Genomic DNA, 16,166 nt, shown 5'->3' on the forward strand with positions numbered 1-16,166 from the left:
TGATTCATTTTGGCATCAGCAGGCAGGCAGCCTGGTGTGTTTTCGAGACAGCCGTCATCGGCGGGTCACTGAGCCTGCATGCATCGAACGCAACTGGACAGCGCGGATGAAAGCGGCATCCCGGCGGAATTTCGACAGGGTTTGGCGTTTCGCCCTTGAGAATAATCCGCTCATGCCGCAATCTCGGATTTGGAACGGGGATGACGGACAGCAGCGCTTTTGTGTAGGGATGTTGGGGGCGTTCGAGCACATCGAGCATTGTCCCGATCTCCACGATGCGCCCCAGGTACATGACGGCGACTCTGTCTGCGAAGAATCCCACCGATCCCAGATCGTGTGTGATGAAAATAACCGCGATCTGGCGTGAAATGCGCAACTCGGCGAGGAGGTTGATCACTTCTGCACGGATGGAAACATCGAGCATGGAAACGGGCTCATCAGCAACGATGATCTCCGGCTCGAGCACGAGCGCAGCGGCGATGACCACGCGCTGCCGTTGACCGCCGGAGAGTTCGTGCGGGAATCGGGTCAGGTACGTTTCGGCGGGCTTCAAGCCTGCATCTTCAAGCGCCTTGATGACACGCTCGTCACGTTCCTGATGGGAGTCCCCAATGCCATGCACATGAAGAGGTTCGCTGATGATCTCCTTGACGGTTTGGGTCGGATTGAGCGATTCGTATGGATCCTGGAAGACCATTTGAATCTTCCGGCGCAAGTCCTTCCTATCATGATCGGCGAGGTGTGTGATGTCCCGACCTTCGAAGAAAATGGTCCCATCGGTGGGTTCTTCCAATCCCATTAACATCAGACCGAGCGTCGTTTTTCCACAGCCGCTTTCACCCACCAAGGCCAGCACCTCGCTCCGGCGCAGGGTCAGGCTGACCCCATCCACCGCATGGACTTTCTTTATGTTAGAGGAAAAAATCCAGCGCTTTCCGGCATCGAAGTATTTTTTCAACCCGCGTGTTTCGAGGAATTTTGCATTTGCCGGTTTCTTCATTTCGATCCCTCGGCGAGATGACATCCCACATGGTGGTGGTTCTTTAGTACATGTAAACCGGGTTCCTCCACCTGACAGCGGTCGAATACCGCAGGGCAGCGAGGAGCAAACCGACATCCGGCTGGAAGGTCATCGAGCCGGGGAGGGTAGCCGGGAATGGAGGAAAGTTTCTTCTTCGGTTTGGTCAGATCGGGAAACGCCTTGAGCAATTCCTGGGTGTAGGGATGTTTCGGTTCGTTGTAGATCGTATCCACCCCGGCGTATTCGGCGGTCACGCCGCCGTACATCACCAGAACGCGGTCGCACAATTCCGCCACCACGCCAAGGTCATGGGTGACGAAAATAACGGACAGCCCAAGTTTCTTTCTCAATTCATCGAGCAGTTCGAGGATCTGCGCCTGGATCATTACATCCAACGCGGTCGTCGGTTCATCGGCTATCACCACATCCGGATTGCACGCCAACGCCATGGCGATCATGGCGCGCTGACGCATTCCGCCGGAATATTGATGGGGAAAGTGATCGCTGTGAGAGGCCGCGATGCCCACCAGGTCGAGCAGTTCGGTCACGCGGTCCGGAATCTTGTTTTTTGGAAAGGCAGGATTATGCTTGAGAATGGCTTCCGCGATCTGGTCGCCGACCGTCCGAACGGGGTTGAGCGCGTTCATCGCGCCCTGAAAGATGATGGAGATTCGGCTCCAGCGAATCTTGTTGATCTCATCCTCGCTCATCGCGGTAAGGTCCCTGCCCTTGTAGTAAACATTTCCATCTACGATCTGCCCCGCGGCGGGAAGGAGATTCAAGAGAGAAAGCATCAATGTGGTCTTGCCGCAGCCGCTCTCGCCCACCAACCCGAGCAGATCCCCTTCGCGAAGCGATAAACTGACATTCTCCACTGCGCGGGCGGGTGGTTTCCCCTCGTTGATATAGTGGATGGAGACATTTCGCACATCGAGGATGATGTCCCTTGCAGGAAGTACAGCATGCGCCTCGGTTCCGACCTTTGGCCTGCCCGGCATTAAATGGTGTGTATCCAGCCGCGGGTTTAATACCTGTTCCAATCCCTGCCCAAGCAGGGTCAACGACAAAACCACCCAAACGATTCCAAATCCCGGAACGACCAGCGCCCACCAAGCCCCCACAGACATTGCTCCGCGCCCGAATGCAAAGTTGAGCATCTGCCCCCACGAAGGCGCGGTCGGGTCGCCCAACCCGATAAATGACAGCGTGCTTTCGTTCAAGATCGCCAGTGAAATGGCGAGAACAGCCTGTACCACCAGAATGGGCATGACCAGCGGCAGGACGTGCCTTGTAAGGATGTGCATCCTGCCCGCGCCAATGGCGCGCGCCCGCAGGACGAACTTGCGCGATTTTACCGCCAGAGTCTGCGAACGGACCACACGCGCCGTGGTGGTCCATCCGAGAATTCCGATGACGAAAATAATATTCAACAGTGATGGCTTTGTCAGCGCGACGATGACAACGGTGAGTGGCAGGTCCGGGATGACCAGCATCACGTCGGTCAGGCGCATGAGGAAGGTTTCCCATCTCCCTCCGAAGAACCCGGCCACCAAACCGAATATCCCGCCAATGAAAATGGAAATGAACGCGGCGAAAAATCCAACGGTCAGAGATACGCGCGCACCGAAAATGAAATTCGTGAAAACGTCCTGCCCGGCATCATCTGTCCCCAAGATATGAGCCGCGCTGGGCGGCTGATAAATATCCATAATGCCCACTGAAGTGGCGGCAGCGTTTTCGTATGGCGCAATCGCAGGCGCAAACATGGCGACGAAGATGGCGATGGCGAGCATGATCAAGCCGACAAGTCCCGTGCGGCTCTTACGAAACGCGCGCCAGAAAACGGTAAAACCCGATTCCGGCCGGGAGAAGGTCGTCGAACTTTGCAGGGTGGTTTGCATGAGTTATTCCACTGTTACGCGGGGATCGAGGTAGGTATAGGTCAGGTCAGCCAGTAAATTAGCCAGGATGACCGTGATTGCGATCAGGAGGAATGCGCCCTGCAGGACGGGAAAATCCCGCCGGATCACCGCCTCGTAAATAGCGCTTCCCAGGCCGGGCCATGAAAACACCGACTCGATCTGGATGACACCCGCCACCGTAAAGCCCAGGTTGATTGCAATGACGGTAACCAACGGGAGCATGGCATTCTTTAGCGCATGGTCGCGCAGGATCTGGACGGTGTTCAGACCCTTTGCCCTTGCGCTAAGGATATAGTCTTCTGATAGCACGTCCAGCAGGCTCGAGCGCATGATCAATGTGTACTCGCCCATGTAGATGATGGTATACGTCAGCGTCGGCAAGAGCATATGTTTTGCAATATCGCCCCATTGCTGCAGCAACGGAAAGGAACTCATCCCCGGTGTCGCCTTTCCGGCGACCGGGAGTCCCATCGTACTTCCCCAAAACAGAAGCAGGATCGCGAGCCAGAAGGTTGGGAGACTCCATGCGACGAGGCTGATCCCCACCGCAGTGTACTCGAGCGATGTGCGCGCCTTCCACGCGGCAAAAACGCCGAACGCCGCGCCGAGAATGATCGAAAGGATCTGCCCCACTCCGATCAACAGGATGGTATTCCATAAGCGCTCGCCGAGTATGTCCACCACTGGGCGGTTGGCGTGATAGCTGATCCCCAACTCTCCTTGAACCAGATTCTTTGCATAGATGAAGAACTGGGTTTCCAACGGGTTGACGGCGCAATTCCCCACTTTGACAGGGTTCAGAGAATCGAAGCAGTTAATGATCGGTTTATCCAAACCAAAACGGACCCGTATCACCTCAATCGCATCCTTATTAAGACGCGGGTCGCGTATGCCCGCCCGGGCCGGGTCACCGGGCAGGACGCGGAACAGAAAAAAATTCAGGACAACAACAAAGACAATCGTAAAAAATGACCAGGCGGTCTTCCGAAGAACGGCGCGCGTTCGGTTCACATTACACTCTTTTATTTTTCAGCCCGCCGGTTCGTTTCATGTAAACCGGCGGGCTTATTTTGATAGGCTGTTTCGATATTATTTAACCGGTTCGATCAACACAAGGGATGTGATGTCGGATAGTTCGACCTTTGCCTGATCGGTGATCCATCCGGTGAACCGGTCGGTGCGGTATGCCTGCACATTGGCATCGTAGAATGGGATGATATACACCACATCATCGAACACCATCTTTTGCATTTGCCAGACGATTTCACGGCGGGCTTCGAAGTCCAACTCAACCTGCTGGTTTGTGTACAACTCATCGTATTCCGGGTTGGAATAACCGGTCTCGCTGGAGCCGGTGGGAATGGCTTCGGTCGTGTACACATACAACAGGGCGCTGGGATCCGGGTCGGAAGCCCAACCCCAGATCATGATGTCGAAATCGAAGGCCGGACAACATTGCGCTGTAAGCGCATCCGGATCCACCGCCTGTGGTTCGAGACTGATTCCGATCGCTCCCCACATTTCGGCGAGCAGTTCCGACATTCTCGGAGCGTTGATGCTGTCACTCGGCCAGTTCAAGCGGAAGGTCAGCGGCTCAGAGCCATCGGGCATCTCACGGATTCCATCTCCGTCCGTATCCGCATATCCGGCATCGTCCAGAATTTGATTGGCTTTCACCGGATCGAATTCATAATCGGTAAGCGAGGAGTTGTACCAGACGCCCAATCCGTCCGGGATGAGCGTCAAACCGGGGTTACCCAAACCGAGGAGAATCACATCAATAAGTTGTTGTTTGTCGGTGGCGTGCGCCATAGCGAGGCGGATGTTGCGGTCGCGCAAGGCTGGATGGCCCGAGCAGATACCGCCTTCGGGGCAATTCTCCGGATCGAGTTGATTGAAAATGATATCGGTCACGCCGGGAGCGAGAGGCGCCCCGACTACGAGTTCGATATTTTCATCCGCTTTCAAGGACTCTGCCGCGGTGTTCGGCATCTCCGTAACCATATCAACCTGTCCAGTGCGGATCGCCTGCACAAGCGCGTCCTGATTCTCGAAGGTTTGGAAGATGACCTCGTCCACCTTCGGCGGCGTCGAGAAATGATCCTTGTTGGCGGTCAGACGCACGAACTCGTTCTGAACATATTCCGCCATCTTGAACGGACCCGAGCCGATCATTTCCACGTTCTCATATTCAGTCTTGTTGACGCTCTCCCAAACATGTTTCGGGAGAATATAAAGGAAAACAAGCTGGCTTTCGATGTTCGGGATCGCCTCCGTGAGAGTCAAAACCACCTCGTTGTCCGGAGTCGACTCGATTGTGTCGAAGTAAGGTGTGTAATATCCATTCAGGTAGGGATATTCTGGCGTGTCTTTATACAGGTTATAGGTCCAGGCAACATCTTCCGCTGTCAGCGGTTGACCGTCGTGCCACTTCAGTCCATCACGAATCTTGAAGGTCCAGACCGTGCCGTCATCTGAAACATTGGCACTTTCCGCGAGAGACAACGTGAACGAGCCGTCCAGGTTGAGTTCATACATCGAATCGTAGACGAGTTCGAAGATCGTATAAGCCTCGGTCAGGATCGCCATGCCAGGATTGAGCGTATCCGGACTTCCTGCCCATCCGACACGAACGATTGCAGGCTGTGCCTGCCCTCCCCCGCCACTGCAGGCAGAAAGGGCTAATGCGGCGATTAAGATCGTGAAAAGCATTTTCTTTTTCATGGCATCCTCTTTATGAAATTTTGATACGAACTTGGAAATATATAGCTAACGCTACGCATGGCATATCATAGCACTTATGCTGCCTGTGTGAAGGAAATTTCGGAAATGTATTTTCTCTGAGTATGGGTCGATTTTACTTTATTATTGATTTAATAATTATTTTGTAAATAATTTGTTGGTTATATGGCTACGCGAAAATTTCTATAGTGAGCGTGTCGCCAGCTTTGCGAGCTATGAAAATCCTTTGATTCCTTGATCCCCATTTTTTTTCTCTGGCTGGTTTATCTAGTTTTCGGAGAGGACGCCCCTGGCGACGTAAATAAATACCTACTTACCCGTTCATCATACACTAATAAGGATAAATCATGACCTATTTGACTACGCGAAAACACATTGGAAATCAGGCTTTGCTACTACTCGATCACTTTGAATATGTAATACATTCCACAGAAATCCCTTTTTCCCACTGTTAGATGAAAGAAACTTTGGTAATCACCGGCTTTTTTAGGCGCAACAAAGGTCGCGGTCAGTTTTACTTCTCCGCCCGATGGGATTGATGCAGGAAAATCCTGGATCTTGGTCTCTTCATGGCGGAAACCGCTTTTCCAAACGAAATCCAGGTCGTTGTACCCCCAGGATTCAGTCCCGGCATTGAAAACCGTCCACTGCACCACGAAACGCACACCGGCTTTTATCACCGAATCACGCGGGGGATACGTCCCAACCACTACGCATGACCATTGCTTCCCCGTAAATTTACGCGGATCCTCATCCTTGTTCTTTTTCTCCGCATCCTCCCCGTCCGAATCCTCTCCCCCGCCATCCGCCTGTGTTTCCGTGACAGGAAGTGTCATCGTATAAATCGGAGTAAAGGTAGGCAACCTCCAAAGGAAGGTCGGAGTAAATGTCGGCGTGGCAGATGGGATCTTGGTGGGAATGGGTGTGCTTGTGGCTGTCGGCAGTTTCAACGCCGTCTGTGTTTGCGCTGCACCTGCGGTTTGGGCAATGACAGTTCCTGGCGCATTCTCATCGAATGTAGGCAATGGAGTTAACTCCGCGATAGGGACGCCCGGAATCGCGCATGCCAGAGCAATCACCAAAGATACAGAAAGGAAAATGATATTACGCACTGAAACTCCTGCCTTTAAAGTATATCGTGAAATTTCCTTCGGATAAACTCCTCCCCTTTTTCAATGAACTCGTCATATTCATCCGGCACAGGCGCGGAAGCCATCATGTCCTGCGTTTTCCGGCGCAAGACCTGACGCGCAGGCGGCGAACCTGCCTCCAACCATTTTTCCATGCTGTACCGCGGATAAACGCCACTGACATAATAGCCATTCTTGTAATTTTTCAACGTCGAAGGCTGGTTGAGAAAACTCTTGCCGGGTCCGACCTTGAATATTTCATCCACCGCCGAATTTACATCATCCAACTGAAAGCCGTTGTGGAGGCGCAAAGCCTGGTCGATGATCTCGTGGCAATGGACAAAGGTTGTTGGCGAGATCGACTTGGAGCCAAGCGAATCCCCAATGAACGGAGCCAGGTGCCCGTTGGAGAGAAGAAGCGCAAGCGTATTCATCCAGTAGGTATCTGCGGCGATCAGATCCATGCCCCAGCCAGTGCCGCTTCCGGACGTCGAACAATGCGGAATTCCATAATATTTCATCATCTCAGAACAGGCTACGCTGATCAATATACTTTGCGGATCGTAAAAATTCAGCATCGTACGCATGTCGAAATAAACAGGCAGCATGCCGAGCAAAATCGGTGCGCCTTTCCTGATCGTCTGGCTGATGACCAGGCCGGCAAGCAATTCCGCCATGAGCAATGTGAGCGTGCCCGCAGGGGTTAGCGGCGTGGACGCCCCCGCCATGCTGTAATTCGAAAAGATGATCGGAAGTCCGCGTTCGATGGCGACCTTCATCTTATCCACCGTCCCGGCATTCATTACTAGCGGACTGACCGGATTGAAGTAGGGAATCACGAACGGCATATCCCCGACCTCCCTGCCATGCAGGTACTCGAACATGTCCAGCACGTCTGGAAAACGGTCTTCGTCGGATACCAGCAGGACCAGCGGTTTTGTCGTATTGGCGATGTGCTCCAACGAGCCGTACATATCGCCCAATTCCTCCTTTACATCGCGGACAATGCCGACGGTGGAGATCACATCGTAATGCTCGAGCACCGATCCGAGCCGCACGAGGTCGCGGAAATTTTCGCGTTTGAAGATATCCAGGGTCTCATCCACTGGGTTTTGATAAAACAGCGCCGTCACCCCCACCCCAAATCGCAGGCGATCTTCGCCCAAGTTCAGTTTAAGGTTTCCGCGGCGGTCATAAATATCAATGGACTTCGGCGCAGACTTGATCGCCTCTTCGACGACTTCGGACGGGAATCTGATAACCCGATCTTTAGATTTCAACCCAAGTTTCGATTCGAGCATATGTAAAATCGCAGGCGAGTCCACGCGCACGCCGGTTTTGTTCAACACCTTTAAAACATTCCCATGCGCTTCCAGAATCTGTCCTTCATCCAACAAGGTCAATCGCGGGCGGACGTTATTCATAAATTCGATCTCCTTGCCCGCAATTCTATCCCACCTCGTGAACAGCATAATCTCCCAGGAAGCCTGGATGCCGAACAGGCGGCGCAAACTCACTCCTTTGCAAGAGATCGCGCCGCCGATTATCCAGCCTCCCCCATCAACCGATACTACTTTTCCTTCTCCCAACGTTTTCGGTCGTCGGGTTTATCGGCGTCTAAAAATTTCGGGTGGACCTTCTCAAAAACCCGATGACCGTGAGAGGTCCACAGATCGGCGGCGAGGCCGCCCGCATCAGCGCGGACACCTTGCGCGGAAAAATACTGGCAGACGCGCTGGACATCCCGCTGGAAGATGCGCCAGGAGGCGGGGTTGGATTCGGGAATCACAACCTGCGGGAAGTCGATGATCCTTATCCCGCCATCCCAATATAAAATGTTGTAGGCGGAGAGGTCGCCGTGGATGCGGTCTTTCGAAAGCATGATGTCAATATTGTGGATGACGCGCTCGAAGAGAGGCTTCGCCTCCTCCCGCTCCAGCAAGATATGGTTGAGCGGGGGCGCGGAGGTCCCCCGATCGCCGATAAATTCCATCAGGATGGCATTCTTTTCCCTGGCAAACGGTTTTGGCACATCCGCACCCACTTCGTACAACATTTCCATCGTGACGAACTCATACGCAATCCACGATTGATGCCTCACCTCCTCGCCGTAACTGGTGCGCTTGATGATCGCGTTTACATCCGCCTCCTTCCAAAGCGCGTGTCCATCTTCATCCAGGTCAGTGCGTCCGACGCGGTATAGCTGGTCGTTCTTTAAATTCCGCAATGAACGCGGACGATAAATCTTCGCCGCAAGGAGCGGTACGTCCACCGCGGGACCCGGCTTGCAAAGATAGACCGAGGCTTCCTTGCCAACCTTCACTTTGCGAATCACGTCGGTGATCCATTGATGTTCGGCGATCTCTGAAAGCGAATCAAGCAACCAGGCTTCCTCGAAGCGAGCCGCCTTGTATGTAAACCTGAACTCGCGCGAAATTTCCTGCGCCCGGATAAAGAGCCGCGCCTCCTGCTCCTTTCGTCTTGATTCGCGTTTCTGGGAGACCCGCTTCCGGGTCGAGTCTGATCCGGTTTCCTCGGTGGAGTCGTCGAGTTCGTCGAAATAATCCAACAGTTTGTTCTTGCTCATTGTGTTATAAACCTTGTCATTAAACAAAAAACCACAGGATGCGATATCCTGCGGCTGAAATGGGATGGTGTCCCATCCTACAAAAAAACCGCAGGCGGGGCGCGCCTGCGGTCGTCGGTTGGAAAGCGATTACGACACGCACAAAGGAGGCGCGCTGAACAGATTGGCAGTGAGTACTGATTTGGCTTGCATGTTTTCGAGCCTCCTTTCGTGGAATGAGATTGTGATCGAATTTTATGCCAGTGGTTATGACGCGTCAAGCCCCAGTTTTGCGGTAGAACGCCCCCAGCCACACCCCGGCGATAACGATCAAACCGCCGATGACGAAGGGCAAAGTGACCTTTTCATTTGCCAGCAACGCCGCAAGGACGGTAGCGGTCAGCGGGAAAAATAGAATGGAATAGGATGCCGCGGAAGCCGTCCAACGAGTAAGGACGTAGACGAACATATAAAACATCATCACCGAGCCAAATAGAATAAGGTAGACAAGGGCCGTCCAACCGGTCGAGGTGGATGGAAAATCCCACGTTTCGTGCGCAACGACCGAAGCAATGCCAAGGAATAATGCCCCGGCAAACAAGGACAAGGCATTGATAATGACCGGGTTGCTTTTCACAGAATATATCTTGAAAATAATATTCCCCTCCGCGCCGATCAATGCGCCAAAAAGCAAGGCGATGATGCCGGGAATTAATTCACGTCCACCCGGCTGGGCATTGACGGAAATCGCCAGCCCGGCGAATGCCACCAGTCCGCCGACGAGAGATCGAAGACGGAAACTTTCAAGACGATGCAAAACCGCCAACACCAGGGTGAATAACGGTCCGGTCGAGATGACGATGGTGGCAAGACTCACAGGGACGGTTTGCAAACCCCAATACAGCAAGGCGAAGCCCACACCTGTGGAGGCGAATCCGTTGACGGCAATCACAGCGGCATCTTTGAACGTCGGCATGGACATTTTTCGCCAGAACAGAATCGCCCAGTAGATCAATGCCGCAGGCATAAGGCGAAGGAAAGCTCCCCAGAACGGAGCCAGTTCCAGATTACTAAAACGAATGGCGACCGAATTCGAACCTCCAAGCAAAACGACGAGGAGAAATGCGATGAGGGATTTATTATCGGTACGGTGGAGGGAAAATTCAGTCATATCTCTCATTTCGTTAAATTAAATCGCTCATTTCACATACTTATCAAAAAACAACTGGGTCTTTGCCATGAAAACAAACCATGGATCGCCAATAAAGGAGTGCTCTTCGCCCTGATAGCCGAATATCTGCGCCTCCACACCGGCTTCGATAAAGGCATCGTACATTTTCTTTGACCACTCGGGCGGCGTGCCAGCAGAGGTTTTCCCGTCTTCAGTGCCATACACGATCTGGACAGGGGCTTTGACCTTGTCAAAATGGTACAGCGGAGAAACAGCCTCCAGCATAACCGGGTCCGTCGTCGCGTCGAAGTATGATGCGGTGAGGTTGGGAGGCAAATCCAGCGGGAGGATATCCGAGGAGTTGCATCCGAATGCCGCTTCGCCTTCGTAAACATCCCCCACACAGCCGGGACCCCAGCGGCCGATAATATCGGCAAAATCGGCACTGACGGATGAATACAGAACGGCGGCTTTGATGCGATCCTCAATGATGGTGAGAACTTTGGCGGTGATGCCGCCGCCCATGCTGTGACCCCACATGCCGATGCGGGTCGTATCCGCTTCGGGTATGGATGGGAGCGCATACATCAAGTTGACGACATCGATGACCTGCCCGGAGTAGAACAAACTCTCGCCGGTATCCGAGCCGCCCCAACTGCGATAATCTGATGACACGGTCAGATAGCCTTTGCGGTTGAGAAAATCGGCGGCCCGATCAGTACCGTCGCCGGAGTTGTAGATGTAACGAGAAAAGAACCCATGATTCATCACAATGACCGGATAGGGCGGCTCGCCCGCCTTCGGAATTTGCAGAACACCGGTGATGGTCAAGCCATCGCTGGGATATTGAATCAGGTAACGCGTGAAATGATCGGTATCGAGGAGGGTTTCGCGGATTGTGATCCTCCCGTTTTCAAATTCGCGGCTGCGCAAACCCGCGATGGTGTACGGCTCGATGGATTCTTCCCTCGTGAGGGTTGCGGTGGGAACGGGGGTCTTCGTCGGCTCGAGAGTAGGCGGGACAATGGTGACGATCAATTGCGCCGAAGTTGGCGCGGCGACTTGCGCCGCGGAACAAGCCGATACAAAAAGCCCCAAAACCAGCAGTCGTTTCATGCCCGGTATTTTACTTTATGACACTTTTTTGGTGAATTTTTTCTTGTCCGCTGGGCAGACGGACTGTATAATTAACTATATAAGGTCTTCTATATCGAAATTAGCGCACACACATCTGACGCCCAGGACTGCCCGTCAGGAGGTATTTTACGCCTCACCTCTCTCTTCGTCGAAAGACGACACCGTTTGTACTTAAATAAACAGCAGGAAGGAGATCGTAATGAAAACCACATCCTTATTTAAGCTGGGAGGGATCGCCGTTCTGCTCTCGGCGTCCCTAACGGGTCTTGGTCGCCTGATCTATTACCTGTCCGAACAGCCGGTCCTGCCGACCATGATGGACACATGGCGTGGAATTATGGCAGGCGCATTATTCGTTCTGGGATTCGGCGCTGTCTATGCGCGTCAGTCTAAAGCGGGCGGCATCCTCGGATTGGTCGGCTATATCCTCATCTTGCTCGCTCAGCTGTATTTTGTTGCAAGCGATGCGGTCAGCCTGGGTGTGGTTGCAGGTTTGGCTACTGATGAACAAATAGCGCAAGTCCCTGCGTATGCTGTGTCCAGTTCCATACTGCAGTGGGTTTGGGTGGCAGGTCTGCTTGTTTTCGGCATTTCGATCTACCGTACACAGGTGTTTCCGAAACAGGCCGGTCTGCTTCTTGTACTGCTGGGTCTGATCCAACCGCTTACGGTGTCGCTGGTATGGACGCGTGTCATTTACATACTCCTTTATGTCATTGGCTGGGCATGGCTCGGCTGGGACTTGTATTCCAGAGCCGGCATACAAAAAGATGAAAAGTCATAATCGCGCCTGACACAGCGTACACTCCCTCCCCGCCATGTTAGCAAGGCAAACACCCAGCGCAGGCTTGTGCCCCACTGGCGAGGTTTATGCTGCGCTCATCGAAGGGCTAGGGGACGAGACAAAATGCCGCAGGCAGTTTAGATTTTGGCGAATGGTATCAAAAGATGCGACATAATGAACGAATTTGCTCATTTCAAATTCTCATCGAAAAAGCGGGCAACGCGATCCATGAACACCAGCCATGCATCGCCCGTGAAGGAATGCCGCTGACCTTGATATATGAAAAGTTCAACATCCGCGCCAGCATCGAGCAATCCTTGATTCAATTTGTACGACCACTCAGGCGGAGTCGAGCCAATGTAGTCGCCATCTGCTGAACCGATGTGGATCTGAACGGGGACATCCACCGAATCGAGATGATAATAAGGGGCGATCTCGCGCATCCTTTCCGGACTTTGAGCTGATTCGACATAAGCGGCGATGACCTCCGCCGAAAGCGATTCGGGAATCACATCCGCTGAATTGCAGGTCTCAAGCAATTCACCCGCGGCAATATCACCGATGCAGCCATATCCCCAGCGCGCTATGAGATCGGCATCGTCTGCGGAATTGGGCGCGTACAAGACCGCCGCCCTGACAGGCGTCTCAAGCGTGAGTATCTTCGTCGTAATCCCACCGCCCATGGAATGCCCCCACATGCCAATTCGGGACACATCCGCCTGCGGGATCGAATCAAGCGAAGCCAGCAAATTCATCACATCCGCCACCAGACCCGTATGGAAAAAAGAAATGCCGAAATCGGAGCCGCCCCATGTTCGATAATCGGATGAAATGGTGATGTACCCCCTCTGTGCCAGATATTCCGCCGCGCGCTGGGAACCATCACCCGATGAATAATCACTACGCGGGTAAAAGCCATGATTCATGACCACGACAGGAAACATCCCCTCCCCGGCCGGGATGTTGAGCACACCGGTGATCTTCAACCCGTCCGAAGGATGGGAAAACAGATAACTGCTGAATTGGTCATTGAAGGCAATCCGCGCGCCAATTTCGACCTGACCGCCGGGAAAATCCCTTTCACGCAAGCCCGCGATCGTATAAGGGTACATCAAATGCGGCAAGGCAGTTGTCGTCGGCGTGACTGCCGGGATACGTGTCGATTCCGGGGTCTTTGTCGATGTAATGATACTTACAACAGGAGGAGGCAAGGTGGCTGAAGGCGTTACCAGGACCGCGGAACAGCCGGATAGAAAAAGCGTTAAAGCCAGCAGGCATTTCATTGGTGCAATATTTTACTTTACCCCCATGTGCCGGATAATAAGCAAGTTACAAACTTGGCGCCTTCCACTTTTTGATCACATCCACGAAGGGTGGATCGATCTTCTTCCCATTGTACGGATACCAGCCCAATTCTCCGCGCACGGCTTGTTCTTTCAATTCGGTTGAGCCCCAAACAAGAGATGCTCCCGCCGCGCCAAGCAACGCGGAAATCCAGACATTCGAGACGAACAATGCACCGACGATGAGGGCAATACCAAATCCCATCACATAGGGCCACCAAAGATAGCCAAAGTAGCGTTCGCCGCGAATGACCCAGATGAATCCCAGGCCGATAATGAAAAGAGCGGCAATCCCGACCCATAAACCAAAGGTATTCATCAGGCACGCTCCTTCATGGATGAAAGTTCTTCCGCCGTGTATGCGCGTCCGATCGGGTCGCGGGCAAGCAGGTCTAGCGTTGTCGCTCCGGGGCATTCGGCGAGAATTTTAACATGGCGCGGATTGTTTGGGTTGGCGGGTGCCTCCCCATTTTCGATGCGCCTTGGCTGGCGGACAGCGATCTCGAGCGCGTCCCAGAACAAGGTGATAGCGAGAATCCCGCCTGCGGCGGAGAGCACCATGTTCGAGATCCAGAAAGAGACGGCGAGAAATCCAATACCAAGAAGGATGGCAATCAAGGTCGGCTTCCATAGATGAACAACGTCACGTTCGATCTTGCGTACAGATACATGCCCCCACCATATTCCAAAGAATGTCGCCAGAGCGGCGACAAGCCCAACAAAATTTATTTCCATAAAATCTCCCATAGCAGATGATGCACTCGCGGCAGAAAATTTTATCGTGTAATTTACGATATTGCCCATGCAGTTAGTCTATTATATTCAGTGACATTTTTCATGTTATTTCTCTTATCAAATCCTTACTGAAACCTCCATAATCTCCATACCCAATTCGACGAACGAAAATAAAATCAACGTCGAGGAGAGCATCACAGGAGACGTGCATGCGCATCGTTGTTATTGGCGGGGGGATCACAGGCTTGAGCGCTGCGTGGGAATTGCAGCAGCGTGGCATCGACTACACATTACTTGAGGCCTCCAACCGTTGGGGCGGCAAGGTCATTTCACAAAGAATCGAGTTGAATAACGCTTCATTTCTCGTCGAAGGCGGACCCGACACCCTCATCACTCGCAAACCCGAAGCATGGGTTCTCGCAAAGGAATTGGGGATGCTCGACCAGGTCGTGAATCCCGGCTCGGAGATGAGCGGGACATATGTGCTGGATAACGCCTCTCTCCACCCGCTGCCTGTTTCACCCGCCCGGTTTTTTTCCACGCCGCTGCTGACATTGCGCGGCAAATTGCGCATGCTGGCGGAGCCATTCCAACCCGCCCGGCGCGACGATGGCGATGAGTCTCTTGCTGATTTCGTCCGTCGCAGATTGGGGCAGGAAGCATTGGATAAATTTATCGGTCCGGTCTTGGGCGGCATCTACAACACAGACCCGGAGAAGCAAAGCATCATGGTCTCTTCGCCCGTGATGCGTGAAATGGAAAAGGACGGAGGCGGTCTATTCCTCGGCGCGTTGAAACGCGCTTTCAGAGGCAATAAGAAAATGAATGCTGAAAAGAAACCGCGTTTTGTTTCGTTCAAGAACGGTCTGCAAGCCCTGACCGATGAATTGGCGCGCCAACTCACAGGAGATTTGCGGTTGAACACGCGAGTCGCTTCGGTGATGAAAAAAGATGGGCAGTCTCGAGTGATGCTGGAGAATGGAGAACGTCTGTTCGCGGATGGGGTGATTCTGACGACACTGGCGCAACAGGCTTCGGCGTTGGTCAAGGAACTTTCCGCTGAGGCAAGCCGGGGATTAAGTGCGATGCGTCAGCAAAACATCGGCACATTGTCGCTGGTGTACCGCGAGTCGGATATCCCTGAAAAACCAGTCGTGAATGGATTGATGATTCCCCGCCGTGAAAAACGGATGATCGATGCGGTCACGTTCACGTCGCGCAAGATGCCGGAGCGATCCACGCCGGGGTATGCAGTGGTGCGCGTGTTCATCGGCGGCGGCGCGCCTGAGATGGTGGAATTCAGCGATGAAGAGTTGATCGCCGCTGTGAAGCGCGAACTCGGCGAAGTGCTTGGCATCACCGCCGACCCGCAAACATGGGCGGCGTTTCGCTGGGAGTGTGGTTTTCCACAAGCCGAAGTGGGGCATTTGGAACGCGTGGATGAGATCGAAAAAATGCTGCCTGCTGGTATCGCGCTGGCTGGCAGTTCGTACCGCGGCATTGCCGTACCGGATTGTATTCGACAAGGGCGCGAGGCGGCGGTGAAAATAGTTGCGTCATTGCTAGGCGGTTTGGTGCCGCCGAAGCAATCTTAATTAACCAGGGGATTGCTTCG

The 16,166-nt window shown here is 53.3% G+C and carries 14 protein-coding genes; 2 read left to right on the forward strand and 12 right to left on the reverse strand.

Features of this window, described 5'->3' with window-relative positions; all coding sequences use genetic code 11:
- Positions 1–4: 4 nt before the first annotated feature.
- The 9 genes from HS100_17575 to HS100_17615 form a co-directional block, all read right to left on the reverse strand.
- Positions 5–1,000, reverse strand: coding sequence for an ABC transporter ATP-binding protein (locus HS100_17575; protein ID MBE7435730.1), 996 nt, complete (start codon positions 998–1,000; stop codon positions 5–7).
- Positions 997–2,922 (reverse strand): dipeptide/oligopeptide/nickel ABC transporter permease/ATP-binding protein, encoded by a 1,926-nt coding sequence (locus HS100_17580; GenBank protein MBE7435731.1) that lies wholly within the window; start codon positions 2,920–2,922, stop codon positions 997–999. Before HS100_17580 ends, HS100_17575 begins: the two co-directional genes overlap by 4 nt.
- Positions 2,923–2,925: 3 nt before the next feature.
- A complete protein-coding gene (locus tag HS100_17585; protein ID MBE7435732.1) occupies positions 2,926–3,954 on the reverse strand; it encodes an ABC transporter permease in 1,029 nt (342 codons plus the stop codon).
- 78 nt (positions 3,955–4,032) lie between these two features.
- Complete coding sequence (locus tag HS100_17590) at positions 4,033–5,667, reverse strand: ABC transporter substrate-binding protein (GenBank protein MBE7435733.1); 1,635 nt, start codon at positions 5,665–5,667, stop codon at positions 4,033–4,035.
- 413 nt (positions 5,668–6,080) lie between these two features.
- Complete coding sequence (locus HS100_17595) at positions 6,081–6,797, reverse strand: hypothetical protein (protein MBE7435734.1); 717 nt, start codon at positions 6,795–6,797, stop codon at positions 6,081–6,083.
- A gap of 14 nt (positions 6,798–6,811) precedes the next feature.
- Positions 6,812–8,239: a trimethylamine methyltransferase family protein gene (locus HS100_17600; protein MBE7435735.1), complete on the reverse strand. Its 1,428-nt coding sequence runs from the start codon at positions 8,237–8,239 to the stop codon at positions 6,812–6,814.
- A gap of 146 nt (positions 8,240–8,385) precedes the next feature.
- Positions 8,386–9,402 (reverse strand): hypothetical protein, encoded by a 1,017-nt coding sequence (locus HS100_17605; protein MBE7435736.1) that lies wholly within the window; start codon positions 9,400–9,402, stop codon positions 8,386–8,388.
- A 256-nt stretch (positions 9,403–9,658) separates the two neighbouring features.
- Complete coding sequence (locus HS100_17610) at positions 9,659–10,552, reverse strand: DMT family transporter (protein MBE7435737.1); 894 nt, start codon at positions 10,550–10,552, stop codon at positions 9,659–9,661.
- A 27-nt stretch (positions 10,553–10,579) separates the two neighbouring features.
- Positions 10,580–11,668, reverse strand: a complete 1,089-nt coding sequence (locus tag HS100_17615; GenBank protein MBE7435738.1) for an alpha/beta fold hydrolase — start codon at positions 11,666–11,668, stop codon at positions 10,580–10,582.
- Between the two features lie 220 nt (positions 11,669–11,888).
- Between HS100_17615 and HS100_17620 the strand changes: the two genes are divergently transcribed.
- On the forward strand, positions 11,889–12,473 hold the full coding sequence (locus HS100_17620; protein MBE7435739.1) for a hypothetical protein: 585 nt from the start codon (positions 11,889–11,891) through the stop codon (positions 12,471–12,473).
- 188 nt (positions 12,474–12,661) lie between these two features.
- Here the strand turns inward: HS100_17620 and HS100_17625 are convergent, their stop codons facing one another.
- Genes HS100_17625 through HS100_17635 form a run of 3 tightly spaced genes read right to left on the reverse strand, consistent with a single transcriptional unit; the run spans position 12,662 to position 14,551 of the window.
- Positions 12,662–13,756: an alpha/beta fold hydrolase gene (locus HS100_17625; GenBank protein ID MBE7435740.1), complete on the reverse strand. Its 1,095-nt coding sequence runs from the start codon at positions 13,754–13,756 to the stop codon at positions 12,662–12,664.
- Between the two features lie 46 nt (positions 13,757–13,802).
- Positions 13,803–14,135: a DUF4491 family protein gene (locus HS100_17630; protein MBE7435741.1), complete on the reverse strand. Its 333-nt coding sequence runs from the start codon at positions 14,133–14,135 to the stop codon at positions 13,803–13,805.
- Positions 14,135–14,551 (reverse strand): DUF4491 family protein, encoded by a 417-nt coding sequence (locus HS100_17635; protein ID MBE7435742.1) that lies wholly within the window; start codon positions 14,549–14,551, stop codon positions 14,135–14,137. The genes HS100_17630 and HS100_17635 overlap by 1 nt, the downstream gene beginning before the upstream one ends.
- Positions 14,552–14,760: 209 nt before the next feature.
- Between HS100_17635 and hemG the strand changes: the two genes are divergently transcribed.
- The gene (gene hemG / locus HS100_17640) at positions 14,761–16,146 is read left to right on the forward strand and encodes a protoporphyrinogen oxidase (protein MBE7435743.1); all 1,386 of its coding nucleotides are present in this window, start codon (positions 14,761–14,763) and stop codon (positions 16,144–16,146) included.
- The last annotated feature ends 20 nt before the right edge of the window (positions 16,147–16,166 follow it).

It is taken from the genome of Anaerolineales bacterium (assembly GCA_015075725.1).
Classification (GTDB): Bacteria; Chloroflexota; Anaerolineae; order Anaerolineales; family Villigracilaceae; genus Villigracilis.